This window comes from Turicibacter sp. KK003 (genome assembly GCF_037014675.1).
GTDB lineage: Bacteria > Bacillota_I > Bacilli_A > MOL361 > Turicibacteraceae > Turicibacter > Turicibacter faecis.
The window spans coordinates 184,679-202,909 of the sequence record NZ_CP142738.1 but is presented as its reverse complement, the minus strand read 5'-3'; the positions used below and the strand labels follow the sequence as shown (position 1 = coordinate 202,909).

The window sequence follows — 18,231 nt, the reverse complement described above, 5'->3', positions numbered from 1 at the left end:
CCGGTTTTCTACACTAAACTTTGTTTACACTTTTACCAATTCTTACTTCTAATCTAATCTCTTTTACACTTGGGTATTCAGCTCTGACCCTGATTTACCTCTTTTAAACACTTTTTTATCTCTGTTTTAACACTTTACATAAACTTCTCTTTTTGTTCCTCACCGGCTCCGACCCCGGTTTTCTACACTAAACTTTGTTTACACTTTTACCAATTCTTACTTCTAATCTAATCTCTTTTACACTTGGGTATTCAGCTCTGACCCTGATTTACCTCTTTTAAACACTTTTTTATCTCTGTTTTAACACTTTACATAAACTTCTCTTTTTGTTCCTCACCGGCTCCGACCCCGGTTTTCTACACTAAACTTTGTTTACACTTTTACCAATTCTTACTTCTAAACTAATCTCTTTCACACATTGGGAATTGAAGATAACCCCAATTATCCCTTGGGATTACCCCCTTCCACCTTCTCTTAAAAACATCTATCGCGCAGACCCACCTCTAACAACGGATGCACGCATAAACACACATAATTATATAGCGTTTATTTACTTAATAATGGGTATTATTATGATGCATATTGGGCTTGGGAAACTCCCTGTCGCTTATATTCCACCACTAAAACCATCATATCATCTCTAATTTTTCCTTTATGTTTACTAACTGTTGTTTGTAAAATATTTTTCGCCATATGTTTAGGAGGTATTCCAACCTGCCCTAAAATCATATGTTCCAAATCAGTAATATCCGGATATTGTTCGACAATACCATCACTACACATAATTAATATATCATCTTCTTGTAAATCTAACGTAACGTGATCAACATCTTGATCGCTCATAACGCCGACTGGAAGTTGCGCTAAATTAATTAATTCAATCTGATGATCTCTTATAAAGAATGTCGGTGTTGCCCCCTTTTTATAGAAGGTAGCTCTTTGACGCTCCCGATCAATCATACAGACATCTAACGAAAAGAATCTTTCGTTCGCATTGGAATGTTGTTTTAATTGCTGTAACGTCTGGATAGCCGTTTTAATTGGAATATTAAAACTTAACAAACATTTCAAAATTTTAAGGGCTTCCGAACTCTCCTTATGAGCTAGTTCACCATTCCCCATTCCATCACTAATCGCAATAAACGTTTGACCGTTCGTGAAATTTTCATAAATATAACTATCTCCTGAAACCTTATTTCCGTCTTTTCCAACATAGGAAACCGCATGATCAATTTTAAATTGATTAGAGGAATAAATCTTTATTTTCGTCTGCTTTCCTTTAGTCTTCTCAACAATTAAACGAAGTGGCTCATTCGTAATCCCTTCAAGTATTGCCTGAATAGACAACAACGTTAACTCTTTCGGGGGCGAATTAATCACTAAATCCATTTTGATGAGTCTTGGATAAAGACTTTTAATCTTAATATCCGAACACCTCACATTAATTCTTTCCAGCTCTTCCTTAATACGGTTGAACTGCAGTTCAAAGTCATGACGATCGTACATCATTGACTGCATCATATTGTCGATTGCCAATCCGATACAATCTAAAACCACGTCAACTCTGATTAACTGACCCTTACCTATAAAAGAACGCAAAGATTTCACTAATTGTTGAAAATTAACTAACTGATTAAATAACTGACTAATCGTATAAATATTCAACCGATCCTTACTTTCTCTCTTTGGCTTAGGCGAAAATGTTTGCTTCATTTTCGTTACGAGTTCCATGCTTCTCTCTCCTCCTAATGGCCTTAACTAATTGCTCCCTCCCGTGGGCTCAATTCGTACCCCTATATTACCACTCATCAACTAGAGATTTTGTCACTTTCTTGGAATCATTTAAACTTTTAAAAGACACAATTTTTACATCTTCGGCACATCTATTGAAAATAAACCAGCTATTCTACCTTCTTTTACACGACTCGGCAGCATAGTGCTATAAACTTTTAAAAACTTTTATGTAAAAGTGAATAAAATTAGATTTACAAACATAGCCCTATTTGTTCACCTCTATTTCCTCTTAAATAACACACACAACTGAAGAGAAAAGTTTGAATATTCCCTCAACTCTATCTCTGACTAATACCTTCGACTATTCGATTAAACCTTAGCTAAAAATGCATCTCCCCTCTATTGACACGTTTTTTTAAAAGAGTTATATTGTGTATATAGAGTATATACAATATAACAGGAGGTGATTAGTTTATTTATGGAAATAGTCATCAGCAATACCAGCAAAAAACCGATTTACGAACAAATTACTGATCAACTAAAACAACACATCATATCTGGGGTTCTTCAGGAAGGGGATGCCCTTCCTTCCATGCGCGCTCTCGCTCGCGACCTTCACATAAGCGTTATTACGACGAAGCGAGCATATGAGGACCTTGAACGTGCAGGATTTATCGAAAGTATTGTTGGAAAAGGAAGTTTTGTCACTCAACATAATAAAGAATTATTAAAGGAAGAAAAACAACGACAAATTGAAGAACACTTCACCCGTGCCATTGAATTAAGTAAACAGTGCGGCATCTCATATGAGGATTTAGCTGAGATTTTAAAACTTTTATATACTGAGGAGGAATAAAAATGGAAAATGCGATAGAAGTTAGAGGGCTCTCCAAAAAACGAGATGGATTTTTCTTAAACAATGTAAACCTAACCGTTCCTAAAGGCTATATTGTCGGATTAATTGGGGAAAATGGAGCCGGAAAAAGCACAACGATTAAGGCTATCTTAAACCTAATCGATAAGGATTCTGGGACAATCAAACTATTCGGTCAAGATTATCAACAACATGAAATGTCGATTAAACAAGAAATTGGAATCGTCTTTGATGATTGCCATTTTCCTAAACAATTAACCCCAAAAGATTTAAATCTCATTTTAAAAAATATCTATCTAAAGTGGGATACTCACTTATACCTTGACTATCTCAATCAATTTAAACTCCCTTTAAACAAGCCGATAAAAGATTTTTCACGGGGGATGAAAATGAAATTATCACTCGCTACTGCATTAGGTCACCGTCCTAAACTTCTTATTTTAGACGAGCCGACAAGCGGACTCGATCCAATTGTTCGAAATGAAATTCTCGATATCTTTTTAGACTTCATCCAGGATGAAGAACATTCCATCCTAATTTCATCACATATCACAAGTGATTTAGAGAAAATCGCCGATTATATCACCTTTATTCATGAGGGAGAAATCGTCTTCTCTGACTCTAAAGACCACCTTCTTTATGATTACGGACTTATTAAATGTCAAGAAAAGGACTTTTGCTCGATTGACCCAGAAGATATCGTCAACTATAAAAAGCATCCTTATCATATGGAAGTACTTATCAAAAATAAAAGAAAATTAGAAAATAAATATAAAGCATTAACGATGGATTCAGTCTCTATTGAAGATTTAATGCTTTTACATATTGGGGGGCGTAAATGATGAAAGGGCTAATTATAAAAGATTTCTTAAACTTAAGAAACAACATTAAAACGATGTTGATTACCATACTTATCTATTTATTATTCTTTATTTCCTATGATCCAAGCTTTTTAAGTGGGCTGTTAATTATGATTTTTTGTTTGCAAAGCCTAAGTACTTTCTCCTACGATGAGTACGCGAATTGGGATGTATTCGCCCTATCACTTCCTATTTCACGAAAAGAACTCGTTCTTAGTAAATATATCGTCTTCGCTATCTTCCCGATCGCCGGAACAATTCTTTCAGAAATAATAGTCACTGGGATTTGTCTTGTGAAAGGCATCCCTATTAGTGCAGAACTTTTTATATCCGGCATTGCCATTTTATTTACAGCGGAATTACTGATCTTATTTTTACTTCCATTTGTCTTTAAATACGGAATTGAACGCGGCCGTATGATGATGATGGTTATCAGTTTTAGTCTATTTGGCGGGATTGTTTTATTAGGTAAGTTTTTAAAAGGAATATTGACTCCTCAACGGATCACTCATTTAGAAACATTACTTCCCCTTTTACCGTGGATTGGAATCATCACTCTACTCATCGTTGCCTACTTCTCTTATCAATTATCCTCTCGAATCGTTTTAAAAAAAGAATATTAAAAATTTAAAAGGCGTACATCCCATCATGTACGCCTTTTAAGTTATACAAAAAAACTCATTCCAAACGGAATGAGTTTGATATCTATGCTAAACAAGTATCGTTAGTTAGAACGACGACGCTGTGTTTTCATGTTCTTTTTAAGAGCCGATTGTTTCTCATCGCTATCCTTTAAAAAGTTAGTAATTGCTTTATCTAAGTCTAAAGCTGGACGAGCTGGCTTTTCTGGGCGTGCTGGTTTCATTGAAAGGTTAATTTTCCCTTCTGGTGTCACCTCTTTAACGCGCACAGTTACTTCCTGACCCACGCTGACAACATCTTCAACTTTTTCTACGAATTTCTCAGATAACTCACTAATGTGTACAAGTCCTGATTTTCCATTTTCTAACTCCACAAATGCACCAAACTTCTTCACACTCGTGACTTTACCATTTAACTTTTGACCAGCTGTGATTGACATAAAAATCGACAGTCCTCCTCATAATTTTTATAATTTTAATTTTAGTTATTCTTGTCCTTGCGGAAGCTTAAATAATATCTCGCCTTCCTCAGATTTAAAATATTTCTCGCGCGCAAGCTTAGCAATGTAATCCTCATTTTCAAGTTTGCTTATTTCGTTGCGATAATATTCCTCTTTCTCAATTAACTCATCATATTCTTTTTCATATGCAGCTAATTTTTCCTTAGCTTCAGTAAGTTTGGCTAAACGACTTGTATATAGGCAAGCCCCAACGACACAAAAGAATCCTATAATAAGGCTAAGTGTTAATACCCGACGATAAAAAAGCTGTTGTCGCCTTTTTCGATTATTCTTCTGTACTAGAGTTAACTTTCTTTCTGCCACGTCGTCGTTTCTCCTTTTTTTTCTTCTTACTTGATATAGATTTTCCTAATTTAGCTAAAGGCGTATAAAATAAAAGCTTTAAAATTCTAAGAAACAACATTATTATATCAGAAACAAGCTTGTAAATAAACATAATGGGGGAAATTACTAAGATATTCACCACTTTTTTTATAAAGTGTGCAACTGTGAATAAACTCTCCCCTAACATTTCAAGATCCCGGTGCAACGGCTGTTTTAAGAACTTAAAGTATATGATAGCCCCAACGACTAAGAAAAGCAAAATATACAAATGGAAGATTCCTTCATTAACATTATATATATAGATAAAGGTAAGAGGAATTTGGATTAACCAATACATCACAATAATCACCCATTGTATGGAATGATTAAATAAAATCTCTTTAACGATGTAAGTAAAATCTAACGTTACACCGATAAAAATTCCATACAATAGGACATGAACCATTAGTTGAAATTGGACTTGTAAACTCATTATTTAAATAATTTGCTAAAGATTCCTTTTGAGTCTTCACCAATCATGTCTAAATCGTCGTATTCATAACCGGTAATATAACCCATAATCGATAGCTCTCCCTTTTCAAGATCAAGATTCTTAAGCTCTAAATCCATTCCTCTCACTGTTAAAATCCCCATTGTTGTATCAATCGTAAACAACTCACTATCAAAGCTTAATAACTTTTTAATTCCACTAACATCCATTAACTTCCTTTCTTTCATTGATACCTGATGGTAACCCAATAGCGTGCTTGGCTTTTGCTTCATGTACGACTCTTTCTCATAAATGTTCATATTCTTATCCCTCCGTTATCTGTTTTATCACTAGAAACTTATGATTGTTCTAAGCGAAATATAACTGGGGGAAAGAAAGACCTTGTTTCTACTTCATATTTTATGAAATCCCCCTCCCATTCGTTAATAAAATCGACATCTTTTTTCTTTTCTCCTCTTTCTTAGGAGTCAAGATGGCGAATTAATTCTTTTATTAAGATTTGAGTGATAAACTCAAAGCACATCACCAATAAAATAAGCACAAAACTCCAAGCAAAAACAGCGGGCATATTTAAATAAGTCTTCTCGTAGTTTAACTGACGACCAATTCCTATAGAGGTCTGAGCCATTACTTCCCCCATGACCATGACTTTAAATGATAATCCGATCGTTGCTTGAACCCCACCACTTAATTCTCTCATTAATTGTGGATAATAAAGCGCCCTAAATTTTTCATACGGGGTCGCACCAAACAATAAGCAAACATCTAATAAATCAGAATCTACATGGTTCATTGAGCTCTCTATCATCTCATATAAAAGGGGGAAAATCACACAGGCCATAATCATAACAGGCCCCCGTTCCGCCCCAAACCAAATTAATAAAATAATGGTGATTGAAATAGTAGGTAACGTTCTTAAAAGCGTTATAAATGGCGCTAAAAACAAGCGAAGCGCCTTAAAATAGCCCACAAGAATACCTAGTAATAAACTAATGATTAACACACCTGTAAAAGTAAGAACTGTCCTCCTAACCGTCGAAAGTACGGTCACAGTGAACATTGGATCAGACACAATCTCATAGGCTGCCTCAAAAACACTTATTAATGATGGTAAAATAATCGGTTGATGAACACATTGTACGAATAACTCATAAATGAGTAAGACACCTAAAATCCCCATTAATCGATACCCTTGCTTCATAAGTATGCCCCTCCCTCTTTTTCTATCTTACGGGGAAAAAATAAGGAAAATACCGTTCAAATAAAAAAATAGGTCACTACGGAAGCGACCTATTTTTAAAAACTTAAAAGTTATCCACATGATGAATTCACAAAAGTCATTGACATTAAGTTAGACAACAAAATGCAGTATAACTTTTAAATATTTATGACCCTTACTTGGCAAGTGGTATTTCCCTTGCATCCTTTGTCGGCTACCAAACCGAGTTTCAAGTAATCGTCAATAATAATATATGCACACTCAATTATTTTATACCTATTAATTCGCGAAATAATAGAAGTCATCGTCCGGCATCGAACCGCCAATTGTAGCTGGATTAAATTCAAACAATTTTTTCAAATAGACTTCAATCTCTTTCTTTGAATCGGCTGCTGTTTTAAACCTTAAATTTGACTGTGGCGTCGACTGAACAATAATATTTTCCGGCATTTCAAGTCCTGTTTGAATAGCTTCTTTAGCCATTTCGTCTGTTGATTCATTTGCGAATGAAACACTTGCCTCCACTTGGGCTAATAACGGTTCAATAACCTCTTTATGATTCTCAATTAAATCTTTATGAACAAATAAACTTGCTTGTGGATAAGAACTTACCCCATAAATTTCTTCCCACTGTTGTTGAAAATCAACAACGACATTTACATTCTCACTCTTTGTTTTTAAAACCGATAATGAAGGTTCTGCGATAACTGCAAGATCCGTTTCACCCGCTGCAAACATCGATTGAACATCTGCAACACTTGGTAAATACTCAATTTCTACCGAATCAAGTAGCCCCTTTTCCTTTAAAATGCACTGTAGCACAATGTCTGGTGTACTTCCTTGGCCAAAAGCCGTAATCTTTTTACCTGCTAAATCATCAAAATTTAATTCTTCTTGACTAATTAAATATAAATTTCCCCACACTAAAGTGGCTACTAATTGATAAGGCACTTCTTTTTGATAAAGCGTAGCTCCTAAATTAGTGGGTGCAACAATCACCTGTGAGCTCCCTGATGTAAAAGCTGCAGCTAATGCATCACTTCCTTGTGTATAAGGCGATACGGTATATTCCACATGATCTCCAAGGGAAGGTGCCGTTGCCTTAAAGTGCGCCATTGCCATGGCTGTTGATCCACTCGGAACTAACATATCAAATGAAACATTTTCAAATTGTGGAGTCGTCTCTATATTCTGCTCCTCATTTTCGGTTTGTTGCTCTACCTTTTCCTTTGTTTCATCTTTCTTATTCTCATCTACCGTTTGATTCGCGCAGCCGACGATTCCAAACAGCAATAGGAATATTGCTAAAAACTTTTTCATTTAAAATTCCTCCCATATGCTTGATTACCTCCGATTATATCTTACGTCCTACGATTTATCCGTAAAAAGCATGAGTCATTTTTCGCATACGAACAAGGGATTTCATCAAATGTTGTAACAATTTTAACAAATGGATAGGAACCTATCAAAAATAAAAAAACGATGTTCTCCCCCATTCCTAAATAACGAGAGATTTACTCATATTTTTTAAAACTATTTTTTATTTGTCGCTTTATATAAGAAAATGAAAGGCTTTTATTTTCTTATATAAAGACATTTGTTATAATGTTAGTGAATTTTCTGTACGATTGGAGATACAAAATGAACTATGTTGCATTCAATCATGTTTTTAAAACTTATCCCCGTTCAACTAAGGCGGTTATTAATGATTTTAATCTCTCAATTTCTAAGGGAGAATTCATCGTCATCGTTGGTCCTAGTGGAAGTGGTAAATCAACGTTGCTTGAACTTATTTGCGGATTTGAAAAAATGACTTCTGGGGATATCTTAATTGAGGGAAGACGAATTAATGAAACATTACCAAAAGATCGAGATGTTGCAATGGTCTTTCAAAACTATGCCCTGCTCCCCCATCTTAGCACTTACGAAAATATCGAATTTGGGATGAAATTACGCAAACTTCCAAAAAAGCAGCGCGAGGAAAAGGTACGCTGGGCGGCCCGTATTCTTCAACTCGAAGAATATCTCGATGTACTTCCAAAAAATCTTTCCGGTGGACAACGGCAACGCATCGCTATTGCACGCGCAATCGTCAGAGAGCCGAAACTCTTCCTAATGGATGAGCCGCTTTCCAACCTAGACGCCAAATTGCGTGAATCGACTGGTAATGAGATTACCCAATTACACCGGCGACTAAACGCAACAACCATCTATGTCACCCATGATCAGACGGAAGCCCTGACCATGGCAGACCGAATCGTTATTTTAAATGAAGGGATTATTCAACAGATCGGTACTCCTGTTGAGATTTACACGAAACCAGCCAATTTATTTGTAGCAACCTTCATTGGGAAACCGCGCATTAACCTTTTTAATGTGACGTATCACACCCACCACCTCATCTTATCTAATCATATTTCACTCGAGGTCGGATCTCGATTCTCCCCTCTTACAGAAAACGGGGAATATCTTCTAGCCCTTCGAGCCGAACACCTTTATTTAGATACGACGAATGGGATTGAAATGAGGATTCAAAAAGTTGAGTATCTTGGAAGTGAGGTTATCCTCCATCTACAAAAAGATGACTTGGTCATGACAATGAAATCTTATCAAAACTTAGATTATAAAACAGGGGCATTCATTAAAGTCAGCTTTGACCTAGCTCACGCTCATGTTTTTAATAAAACAACACATGAAAGGATTGAACTTAACCATGAACAAAATTAAGCTACTACTCGTCAGCATGACGTTACTCTCATTGACGGCGTGCCAAACAAAACCGAAGGTAGAAGAGGGAAAAATCGGTGGAACATTAACAGTTGTGACTTCTCGTCCTGATGCTGCCGAACTATTTGAAGAGATTGAAGAGGGATTTAAAAAGAAATATCCTGAAGTTGAAGATATTATTTGGGAGTCTTCAAGCGACTATGATGCTGATATCATGAAACGAATGAATACAAAAGATTATGGAGATGTTTTGTTTGTTCCTTTCTCAATGGCAGGAACACCAAGTGAATATGAAAACTACTTCTATCCGCTTGGAAAAGTAGAAGACTTAGAAAAAAAATATTTAGATGTAACTGAGGCTGTGTATAACGATACAGTCTACGGTTTACCTGTTTCAATTAATATTTTAGGCTTTGTCTATAACGAAGACGTTTTAAAGAAAGCTGGCGTTGAAAGTATGCCAACCTCAACAGATGCTTTACTTGAAACTTGCGATCAAATTGAATCAAAAACAGGGGCAACATGCTTTTACACTAACTATAATACCTCTTTAGGAGTTTGGGCAGGTGCCTTATCTTCATATGGGGAAAATTATAAAGAAGCCGCACTTAACGGTAATCCATTTGATGAAGGTCAACCGATTCGTGAAGTAATGGATTTATTCTACAAATTAGCAGCTGGTGGATATATTGAAGAAGATCCGATTACAGGCGACTATAACCAATCGCTTCAATTATTAGCGGACGGAAAAGTGGCCATGATTATGCGCGCCTCTCAAGACTTAGCAACTATTCAAGCGCTCAATGATTCTGAGGATAACATTAAATTGGCTCCATTCCCAACCACTTTAAACGGAACAACAAGTGTTCCAGTTGGAGCCCCTGGGGTCATTGGAATCAATAAAAATACAGAAAACTTAGCAACGGCGAAAGCATTCTTAGAATACTTTATTTCTGCTGAAAGTGGTTATGCAGAAGATTTAGATGGGGTTCCAGTCATCATTGAAGAATTAAACGATGATCAACGTGCTTTATTTGAAGAGGGGACAATTGTAAAAACTGCCTCAACTGAAGATGCAGCCATTCAGGAACGTTATAGTGCTGTTGCCGGGGAAGTCGGAATCGCCCGCTTAACAGATGTTTTACAAAAGGTAATCAATATCGGATTATATCCAGAACAAAACCAAAGTTATGAGGACTATGTTAAAGAGTTACAAAACGCTTGGGATCAAGCACTAAAAAATCATGAATAGTTCCTTACATAAAAAAGAAAGAGTCCTTATTGGGCTCTTCCTTTTTATTCCCCTATTATTACTGATTACCTTTGGCTTTTTACCTTTACTTGAAATTATCTCCTACAGTTTCACCTCATGGAACGGAATTAGCTCGCAAAAACCGTGGGTAGGGTGGAATAATTACGTGAAAGTACTAACAAGTCCTCAATACTTTCAGGTTTTTATAAATAACCTTTACTATTTTGTCTCTGGACTCCTGCAAATTTTAATTGCTTTATATCTCGCCATCCTTTTATCCTTTAAAGTCAAATTCAAATCATTTTTTAAGGCGAGTATTGTTTTTCCTACTCTCATTAGTGGCGTCGCCATTTCTATGATGTTCCGGCTCTTTTATACACCAGGTGGCCCCTTTGATACCCTTTTAATCACCCTTGGTCTAGAGAAGCTCATCCATTTTTGGCTCGGAGACCCTCGTTACGTCAACTATACATTAGCCGGAATCTCTCTTTGGCGTCATACAGGACTCCGCTTCTTAATGTTTTATGCAGCCATTCAAACCATCCCCAAGGAATACTATCAAGTAGCCGAAATTGAGGGGGCAACAACCTTTCAAAAAATTCGGTACATTATCTTACCCAATATCCATACAATCCTAAAGATTAACTTTATTCTATTAACAGTCGGGGCCGTTACAGCATTTGAAATTCCGATGATTATCACGAATGGTTCAAATGGAACCACCACCTTCTTACTTCAAACACTAAAAACAGCATTTGAACAAAAACAACTAGGACTTGCTGCAAGCATGGCTGTTGTCATGATGCTCGCCCTTATTTTACTAACCTCACTTCAAAAAAAGTTATTTAGGAATGATGATTATGATTTTTAAACGTCTACTACAATCAATCTTGAAATATTTTAGTTTAATCTTGTGGACATTCATTGTCTTCTTTCCACTACTCACCGTCTTTTTTGGATCGTTCAAAACTTACAGTGAGTTTATGTCCACGTCTGGGGTAACCCCACCCGTCAGCTTTTTAAATTTTGAAAATTATTATATCGCTTTAACCAAGGGAAAAATGTTGACAGGATTTTTCAATACTTTTATTCTGATTCTTGCAGGTGTTAGTGGGAGTATCTTTATCGGTTCGATGGTGGCGTATGTTATTAACCGATTTAACTTTAAAGGAAAAAAGTTAATTCTATTTATGTATCTCTTTGTCTCCATTATCCCTATGGAAGTCTCTCAAGTTTCAACCTTCAAAATTATTGCGTCCCTCGGGCTATATAACACACGATTAGCCCCGATTTTACTCTATCTTGGGGCTGATGTCTTGATGGTTTATCTTTACTTACAAGTTCTTGAAAAAATTCCACGAGAAATTGATAAAGCAGCGATGTTAGAGGGGGCATCCTATTTTCAAATTTATAGGAAAGTCATCTTTCCTCTTTTAAAACCAGCGACAGCAAGCATTATCATGCTAAAGGTTATTTCGATTTATAATGATTTTTACATTCCACACCTTTATATGCCAGGTGAACATTTAAATACCATCTCGACGGCCTTATTTAACTTTATGGGCCCTCATCGCATTGAGTGGAATGTGATTAATGCGGCAATAATTTTAAGTTTAATTCCGATGTTGGTCTTCTTCCTCATTTTACAAAAACAAATTTATACTGGATTGACAGCGGGAAGTATTAAATAAAGGAAGTGTATTATGAAAAGAAAAAATTTTTTACAACGTGCTTATACAGTCATGGAGATTAGGACTGGATTTGCTACGGGACTACCTGTCCTAAGTGGGGGATTATTTGGCGCCTATTTAGCCGGACACTTAAAAATCATCCCGCTTTTGTTAATGTTCGTCACTGGTTTTTGCTTAAATATCGTGGCAAACGTTGCAAACGAAATTCGCGCTTATCTAAAAAGCGAGGAAAACGAAGAGACATTCACTCATCATCTCGGAAGTGAGGGACTTGTGCGAGGAGATGCAACGGTTGTGGATACTTTAATCGTTCTCTTCTTTTTCCTTGGCATCAGTGGACTTTCAGGAATAACCCTCGTCTTCGTGACCAAAAACCTAACGATTTTAATGATTGGGATTTTAAGTGCATTTGCGGCAATTGGTTACTCTCTTGGTCCGAAACCTTATATTATCTATCCCATTGGGGAACTCGTTTCAGGGCTTTTTGTTGGGGCAATTAGTACGTTGATTTCGGCTTACTTACAAACAGATCATCTCAACCTTCCTATTGTTCTTTATTCTGTTATCCCCATGATCATGACGGTGTTTTTAATGTCCACCAATAATACCTCAGACATTGAAAAGGATCGAGGGCACCGTGTAACCTTACCTCATGTTATTGGATTTAGAAATTCAATTAAGCTGATTATTCCAGAAGCCCTTCTTATGTTGATCGCCTGGACGACACTTTATCTCATTGGGGGAATTACTCTACTCATGTTTATCAGTGGAGTTGTGATTTTTTATTACTTTGGATATATTCGTTGGTATAAAGATTATTATCAAATCCAAGCCCCTTACAAAGAGATGGGACGCGAATTTGGTCCAAGACCTTTATTATTGATTTATAGCTTTAATCTTATATTATCCACAGAATTCTTTATTTACCTCATCCAATCTTAAGGAGGACTCATGATGACTATTCATTTAACATTAATCAAAAAAAATCCCCTGACGCTTCAAGTCTTACTTGCTCAAAAATTGGGACTGTTTCAAAAACATCACGTATCAGTCAACTTATCCACAACAGAAGATTTTTTATTTGATGGAAATAATCCTTTCTTCTGTGGAACATCGGATGCGATGGTCGGTGATACAACTTTCTTCTTTTATATGCTTAAACGTGGAAAAGATGCCGTTATCACCTCAGATTTAACACGTACCATCCACTTAGTCGCTGGGCGTCACCCGATTCAAGATCTTTCTCATCTAAAAATTGGGGCTAATCGGGCGGGGCTTCTCCGACTTTTTTTAGAAACAGACTTAAAAGAAATGATTCCTCATGCGAGTATTACATGGATTAATAATTCCTATGAACGACTTGCTGCACTGGATAAAGGAGAAATTGAAGCCCTTGTGGCTATTGATCCCTTTGTCACAGATGTCTTAGAAACAGGTGGAAAAATTTTATGGAGCTTAGCCAATAGCTCACACAACTGGGTCATGTGGGCCTTTGATCGAACCTTTTATGAACAAAATCAAGGGGCTGTGCATAACTTCTATCAGGCATTAGAAGACACAACAAACCTATTTAACCAGGCCTCACCTAATCAACGCATTCAGTGGGCGAAAGACTGTGGATATCCTGAAAAACTAGCCTCTCGATTCGCCACTTTCACCTTTGAACCCTATCACCCTTACGCTGTGGAAGACTTTAACCTTTGTCAAAATTGGATGTATAAAAACAAAGAAATCGACCAATTTTACGATCCTCATCAGTGTATCGTAAATCCATTTAAAAAGCCTGCGTCTTGTTAAAGACGCAGGCTTTTCTTTTAATCAATAAATAATGCATCATATCGTGGACCTTCTTCCCACTCTAAATACCCCGCTTGGAAAGGATAATCTTGACCACGGAATGGGTGAAACTCTATAAATAAACCGTGTGGTAATTCAACCCTTAAAGGGAACTCATAATCTATTTCCAACTGCTTCGCTCTCTCATTATACCCAAAGGCAACAACTCCATACTGAAGCGGCAACTGATATCGATCGCTAAAGCTCATAACCTCCAAGTAGTTCTCTCCTTCTTGAATAGGAACGGTCAGTCCAGCCACCTGATAAAAACGATTAAAACTTGTTTCATGGTAAATACGAAAACTTAATTCCCCCTTCTCCTTAGAAAGAGTCGCATAAAATCCGTCAAATTCTTTTGAGACATTCGCCTGTGCATAAGTTTCTTCAAACGTTTGATAGGAGATTGTCTCCTTCAGAAAAACACCGAGGGCACACGCTAAAAAGACCGCCGCTAAGGCCACGGTTGATTTTAAAAAGGTAGGCATCAGTCTTCCATTTTCCTCGATCTCTAAGCGTGTCAGGTCATCCCACTTTTTAAACCTCTTGAACATGAATACAACAACCGCATAGGCCATCCCCCCAATCACGAAACCTAAAGCGTTCAATAAAATATCATCAACGTCAAAAAAATTCACACTTGTGAGTAGTTGTAATGATTCTATGATTGTCGATAACAAGACTCCATAACTAAATAATCGCCACCATTTGCGAGATGACTTAAACAAGAGGCAACTGAAAAAGCCAAGCGGAACTGTGACAAGCAAATTCCCCACCACGTTATACCACCCATTCTTAAGGGTTATTCCGATCCCCAGGGTTAAATCCCTTGGATCCAAAAGAACCGCACTTATTCCTTTAAAGGGAATAAAATTAGCTTTAGTTAAGGCATACGATAAATCAAATGTAAAGGTGCTCGCCTTCAATAAAGTAAGAAAAATATAGATAAGTAAAAAAAGCATGGCTATAAAAACGACGATTTCCCTCACCCAATGGATAGACCGAGACTTTCTTAAATACCTGATACGTGTTCCAAAAAGGAGACACGCAAACAGAAACAATATCACATAATTCATAAAACCTCTCCCCAATCCTGAGAATTTATATTTTTTAACACCTCCAAATTATAATATATTTTCACATATAACCTCCTAATATTATGTTAAAAATATATAGGATAATAAAAAAGGCCTCTACTTTTTAGTCAAAGTTAGAGGTCTTTTTATGTATAAGAAACTTCTATTCGAAAATTTCGATTCCGGTAATTTCATCTAAAGATGGACGTTCAATTCGTTCTTCGGAGATAATTTCATACATATAAGCGGCATCTTGTTTTTTCGTTGAATCTTTGATATCTGTCACGCGTACTTTTAAAATTTTATTTCCATAATACAGCGTTAATTCATCACCTAATTTAACAGTCGAACTTGATTTGGCGATTTTTCCGTTAATTTCAATACGACCTTTATCCGCTACTTCCTTCGCCAACGTTCGACGTTTCACTAAACGTGAAACTTTTAAATATTTATCTAAACGCATCGTTTACATCTCCTTCTCTTCATTCACCATTAACGACTAATTTTCCTTTTTAGGGGGAACATAAATCGTTGTTAAATTATCTAATTTAAAGTTGTGATCTAATTCGTAAAGCTTCACCCATTTCAGTTCCTGTAAAGAACTTCCCGCTGCCTTCACAATACAAACTTCATATTCGTCATCATAAACTTCCATCAAATCTAATTTTAAGTTAGAGGCTGTTAACTGGTCAAATACCTGTGGAATAATCAGGTGTTGCTTAGGAGCAATCGCTTCATAATCAAAATCTAAGGCATCCATCACTTGTAATCCCTCAATCGGGTCAATGGCAAGTGCCGCAAACATCGGATCTAAGAAACTCTGCCCTCCTAATACAACAGCATCTGCCTCATCCACTAATCGCTTGACTGCATATTCCGCAACACATGGATGACCTGGAGTCGCATAAATCAAATCTCCCTTTTTAGCTTCTTCCTTAATCGTCTCAATAATTTCTTCATAAACAGCCTCAAATGTTTCATGCTTCATATAAACATCATCGAAGGCACGATAAGCAATTTGATTTTCCTCTAAAAAATTAATCATCGGGTGTTCCGCTGTTCTTAAAAATAAAGGTAACCCAGATGTTAACTTTGCCACGACTCCTCGTGTTAGCTGAGAATCATCCCCAGCTCCTAATCCTACAATATAAATCATTGACTACCTCTCCTTCTGTTTAACTTAACACTTCATCTTCTACTAATATTGGTCATAATTCAGACCTTTATTCAATTTCCGTTTGAACCGGCTTCACCTGTGAACGAGCCTTCTTTTTTTTCGCTTTTTGCTTCCGTTTGCGAGAACGTCGTGATGCTGCCTGAGAGGTCATCAAGAAAACCCCCATTAGAACGGCGTAAACTAATACTCCCGCTAAAACCTGAATCACAAGTGAAATCATATTATAAATTCGTACATCGTCTAACCCGGATAAAAGTTTAGGAATTTGTGGTTCAATATACGTTAAAACGAGCCACAATCCCGCTGTAGAAAAGCTAACCTTTAAAAAATTAACGAACGAAGTCTTATACATCATCTTTCTAAACTGGTATAGGTTAATGAGCGCCATCACTCCAAGCGATGCCACCGATGCAATAGCTGTCCCTGATATTCCTAAACTAGTCGTTAACGGCGCTGTTAATGCTACTTTTACTAGCACACCTCCGAGTACCGAAATTAACAACTTCGTATATTGCTCCTCTTGTTGCATAATCGCCATACATAGGAAAATAAACGGATAAAAGAAAACCTGTAAAGTTAACAATCTTAAGGCTTCAATCCCGCTATTATCCTTAAATAGCGCAATATTGAGTTCATCCACCACGTTAAATAAGCCTACACAGGCCGGAACAGATAGTGCAATAACCATAAACAAGGATGTATTAAATACCTTTTTCCGCTCTTTTTCGTCCCTTAATCCTGCCAATTGAGGAACAGTCGAAGAAACAATGGCGCCTGTAAATACGGTTGCTGTCTGTACAATAGGGAGTCCACGATCGAAACTTCCCTTAAGGCCCATCGCCTCTAACGACGGAATCCCACTGTTAACTAAAGAATTAAAAACGAAGAAGCTATCGATTAATTGAAAAATAATCAATATTCCAGCACTTAAAAATAAGTAAATCGACTTCTTTAAAAATCGTGGACGCCGTTTCATTTTTAAAAAGATTTGAGGTTGATCATCCAAATGCTTCACAAATAAATACACAATGGCAAGAAGCGGACCAAATAACCCGCCTAAATAAGCGAAATAAGCTAAGCGATAAATATTCTGTCCTTGGATCATAATCAAAGCGAAAATAATCGCTGCAACCCGAATTAATTGTTCAATCGTCGTCGAATAGGCAACAACTTGAAGTGTATTCGCCCTCGTTTGTGCCACTCCACGCCAATAAGAAATCGTTGGAATTAACAAGAATGCCAATGCAACGACACGCACAATCCACGTTAACTGCATATCCCCCATCGTATAGGCTATCAAATGGCTCCCCAAAAATAATCCTACAAACGAGACAAGCCCAAAAATCCACAATGAATTTTTGATATATCTTTTAATATCCTCACTGTATTGATGAGTCAATAATAACTCTGAAATAATCGTTGGTAATACAACACCATTAAGCGTCGTATAAACCCCGATTAAAGGATAAATCTGTTGAAAGACATAAAGCCCTTCATCACCTGAAATATTTTGATACGGAACTTTATATAACAAACTTAACAACTTTACAAAAAAAGCTGTGATTGTTAAAATCATCGTCCCCTTCATCCAGCCCGATTTCATATCATTTAAGCCCTCCCTAGCTTTCCTTATCAACTTCTTATTATATCATCAAAATGGACTCCTTGAAAAAATGATCACTCATTTTTTGAAAAATATTCCCTTTATTTTTTTATTCCATGCTACAGATTCACCAAATTCTTCATCAATAAATGAACAATTCTAAATTCATTAAAACATCAAACTCTTTTTATTAAACGGTCATTTTTTCC

General features: G+C 36.6%; 20 protein-coding genes. 9 read left to right on the top strand and 11 right to left on the bottom strand.

Annotated features, from left to right (window positions below):
* Positions 1–570 precede the first annotated feature (570 nt).
* The gene (locus VXM77_RS00945; protein ID WP_161832236.1) at positions 571–1,731 is read right to left on the bottom strand and encodes a SpoIIE family protein phosphatase; all 1,161 of its coding nucleotides are present in this window, start codon (positions 1,729–1,731) and stop codon (positions 571–573) included.
* Positions 1,732–2,212: 481 nt separating this feature from the next.
* Between VXM77_RS00945 and VXM77_RS00940 the strand changes: the two genes are divergently transcribed.
* The 3 genes from VXM77_RS00940 to VXM77_RS00930 are packed head-to-tail and all read left to right on the top strand — an operon-like array spanning position 2,213 to position 4,091.
* On the top strand, positions 2,213–2,590 hold the full coding sequence (locus VXM77_RS00940; RefSeq protein ID WP_161832235.1) for a GntR family transcriptional regulator: 378 nt from the start codon (positions 2,213–2,215) through the stop codon (positions 2,588–2,590).
* Positions 2,591–2,592: 2 nt separating this feature from the next.
* Entirely contained in the window at positions 2,593–3,450 is an 858-nt protein-coding gene (locus VXM77_RS00935; RefSeq protein ID WP_161832234.1) for an ABC transporter ATP-binding protein, read from the top strand.
* Positions 3,447–4,091 (top strand): ABC-2 transporter permease, encoded by a 645-nt coding sequence (locus VXM77_RS00930; RefSeq protein ID WP_262950333.1) that lies wholly within the window; start codon positions 3,447–3,449, stop codon positions 4,089–4,091. Before VXM77_RS00935 ends, VXM77_RS00930 begins: the two co-directional genes overlap by 4 nt.
* Positions 4,092–4,192: 101 nt before the next feature.
* Here VXM77_RS00930 and VXM77_RS00925 read toward each other — a convergent pair whose 3' ends face one another.
* The 6 genes from VXM77_RS00925 to VXM77_RS00900 all read right to left on the bottom strand — a co-directional run bounded on the left by VXM77_RS00925 (position 4,193) and on the right by VXM77_RS00900 (position 7,983).
* Positions 4,193–4,549 (bottom strand): S1 RNA-binding domain-containing protein, encoded by a 357-nt coding sequence (locus VXM77_RS00925; RefSeq protein WP_161832232.1) that lies wholly within the window; start codon positions 4,547–4,549, stop codon positions 4,193–4,195.
* Positions 4,550–4,594: 45 nt separating this feature from the next.
* On the bottom strand, positions 4,595–4,933 hold the full coding sequence (locus tag VXM77_RS00920) for a septum formation initiator family protein (RefSeq protein ID WP_161832231.1): 339 nt from the start codon (positions 4,931–4,933) through the stop codon (positions 4,595–4,597).
* The gene (gene yabQ, locus VXM77_RS00915) at positions 4,896–5,426 is read right to left on the bottom strand and encodes a spore cortex biosynthesis protein YabQ (RefSeq protein WP_161832230.1); all 531 of its coding nucleotides are present in this window, start codon (positions 5,424–5,426) and stop codon (positions 4,896–4,898) included. The genes VXM77_RS00920 and yabQ overlap by 38 nt, the downstream gene beginning before the upstream one ends.
* Positions 5,426–5,743, bottom strand: a complete 318-nt coding sequence (gene yabP, locus VXM77_RS00910) for a sporulation protein YabP (protein ID WP_161832229.1) — start codon at positions 5,741–5,743, stop codon at positions 5,426–5,428. Before yabP ends, yabQ begins: the two co-directional genes overlap by 1 nt.
* A 161-nt stretch (positions 5,744–5,904) precedes the next feature.
* Positions 5,905–6,645, bottom strand: coding sequence for an ABC transporter permease subunit (locus tag VXM77_RS00905; RefSeq protein WP_161832228.1), 741 nt, complete (start codon positions 6,643–6,645; stop codon positions 5,905–5,907).
* Positions 6,646–6,942: 297 nt separating this feature from the next.
* Positions 6,943–7,983: an ABC transporter substrate-binding protein gene (locus VXM77_RS00900; RefSeq protein WP_161832227.1), complete on the bottom strand. Its 1,041-nt coding sequence runs from the start codon at positions 7,981–7,983 to the stop codon at positions 6,943–6,945.
* Positions 7,984–8,304: 321 nt separating this feature from the next.
* Here VXM77_RS00900 and VXM77_RS00895 point away from each other — a divergent pair, with 321 nt between their 5' ends.
* The 6 genes from VXM77_RS00895 to VXM77_RS00870 all read left to right on the top strand — a co-directional run bounded on the left by VXM77_RS00895 (position 8,305) and on the right by VXM77_RS00870 (position 14,130).
* Complete coding sequence (locus VXM77_RS00895) at positions 8,305–9,390, top strand: ABC transporter ATP-binding protein (RefSeq protein ID WP_161832226.1); 1,086 nt, start codon at positions 8,305–8,307, stop codon at positions 9,388–9,390.
* Entirely contained in the window at positions 9,377–10,642 is a 1,266-nt protein-coding gene (locus VXM77_RS00890; RefSeq protein ID WP_161832225.1) for an ABC transporter substrate-binding protein, read from the top strand. Before VXM77_RS00895 ends, VXM77_RS00890 begins: the two co-directional genes overlap by 14 nt.
* A gap of 166 nt (positions 10,643–10,808) precedes the next feature.
* Positions 10,809–11,513 (top strand): sugar ABC transporter permease, encoded by a 705-nt coding sequence (locus tag VXM77_RS00885; protein ID WP_202618770.1) that lies wholly within the window; start codon positions 10,809–10,811, stop codon positions 11,511–11,513.
* Positions 11,503–12,333, top strand: a complete 831-nt coding sequence (locus tag VXM77_RS00880; protein WP_161832223.1) for a carbohydrate ABC transporter permease — start codon at positions 11,503–11,505, stop codon at positions 12,331–12,333. The genes VXM77_RS00885 and VXM77_RS00880 overlap by 11 nt, the downstream gene beginning before the upstream one ends.
* Positions 12,334–12,345: 12 nt before the next feature.
* The gene (locus tag VXM77_RS00875; protein WP_161832222.1) at positions 12,346–13,275 is read left to right on the top strand and encodes a prenyltransferase; all 930 of its coding nucleotides are present in this window, start codon (positions 12,346–12,348) and stop codon (positions 13,273–13,275) included.
* Between the two features lie 12 nt (positions 13,276–13,287).
* Positions 13,288–14,130 carry an ABC transporter substrate-binding protein gene (locus VXM77_RS00870; protein WP_161832221.1) on the top strand — a complete coding sequence of 281 codons (843 nt, stop codon included), beginning with the start codon at positions 13,288–13,290 and terminating at the stop codon, positions 14,128–14,130.
* 17 nt (positions 14,131–14,147) lie between these two features.
* On the opposite strand, the gene VXM77_RS00865 is transcribed toward VXM77_RS00870, so the two are convergent.
* From VXM77_RS00865 to VXM77_RS00850, 4 genes are all read right to left on the bottom strand, one after another.
* On the bottom strand, positions 14,148–15,242 hold the full coding sequence (locus VXM77_RS00865; protein WP_161832220.1) for a VanZ family protein: 1,095 nt from the start codon (positions 15,240–15,242) through the stop codon (positions 14,148–14,150).
* A 163-nt stretch (positions 15,243–15,405) separates the two neighbouring features.
* On the bottom strand, positions 15,406–15,705 hold the full coding sequence (locus VXM77_RS00860; RefSeq protein ID WP_161832219.1) for an RNA-binding S4 domain-containing protein: 300 nt from the start codon (positions 15,703–15,705) through the stop codon (positions 15,406–15,408).
* A gap of 36 nt (positions 15,706–15,741) precedes the next feature.
* Positions 15,742–16,398, bottom strand: coding sequence for an SAM-dependent methyltransferase (locus VXM77_RS00855; protein WP_161832218.1), 657 nt, complete (start codon positions 16,396–16,398; stop codon positions 15,742–15,744).
* A 67-nt stretch (positions 16,399–16,465) separates the two neighbouring features.
* Positions 16,466–17,995 (bottom strand): oligosaccharide flippase family protein, encoded by a 1,530-nt coding sequence (locus tag VXM77_RS00850; protein WP_338506649.1) that lies wholly within the window; start codon positions 17,993–17,995, stop codon positions 16,466–16,468.
* Positions 17,996–18,231: the final 236 nt, after the last annotated feature.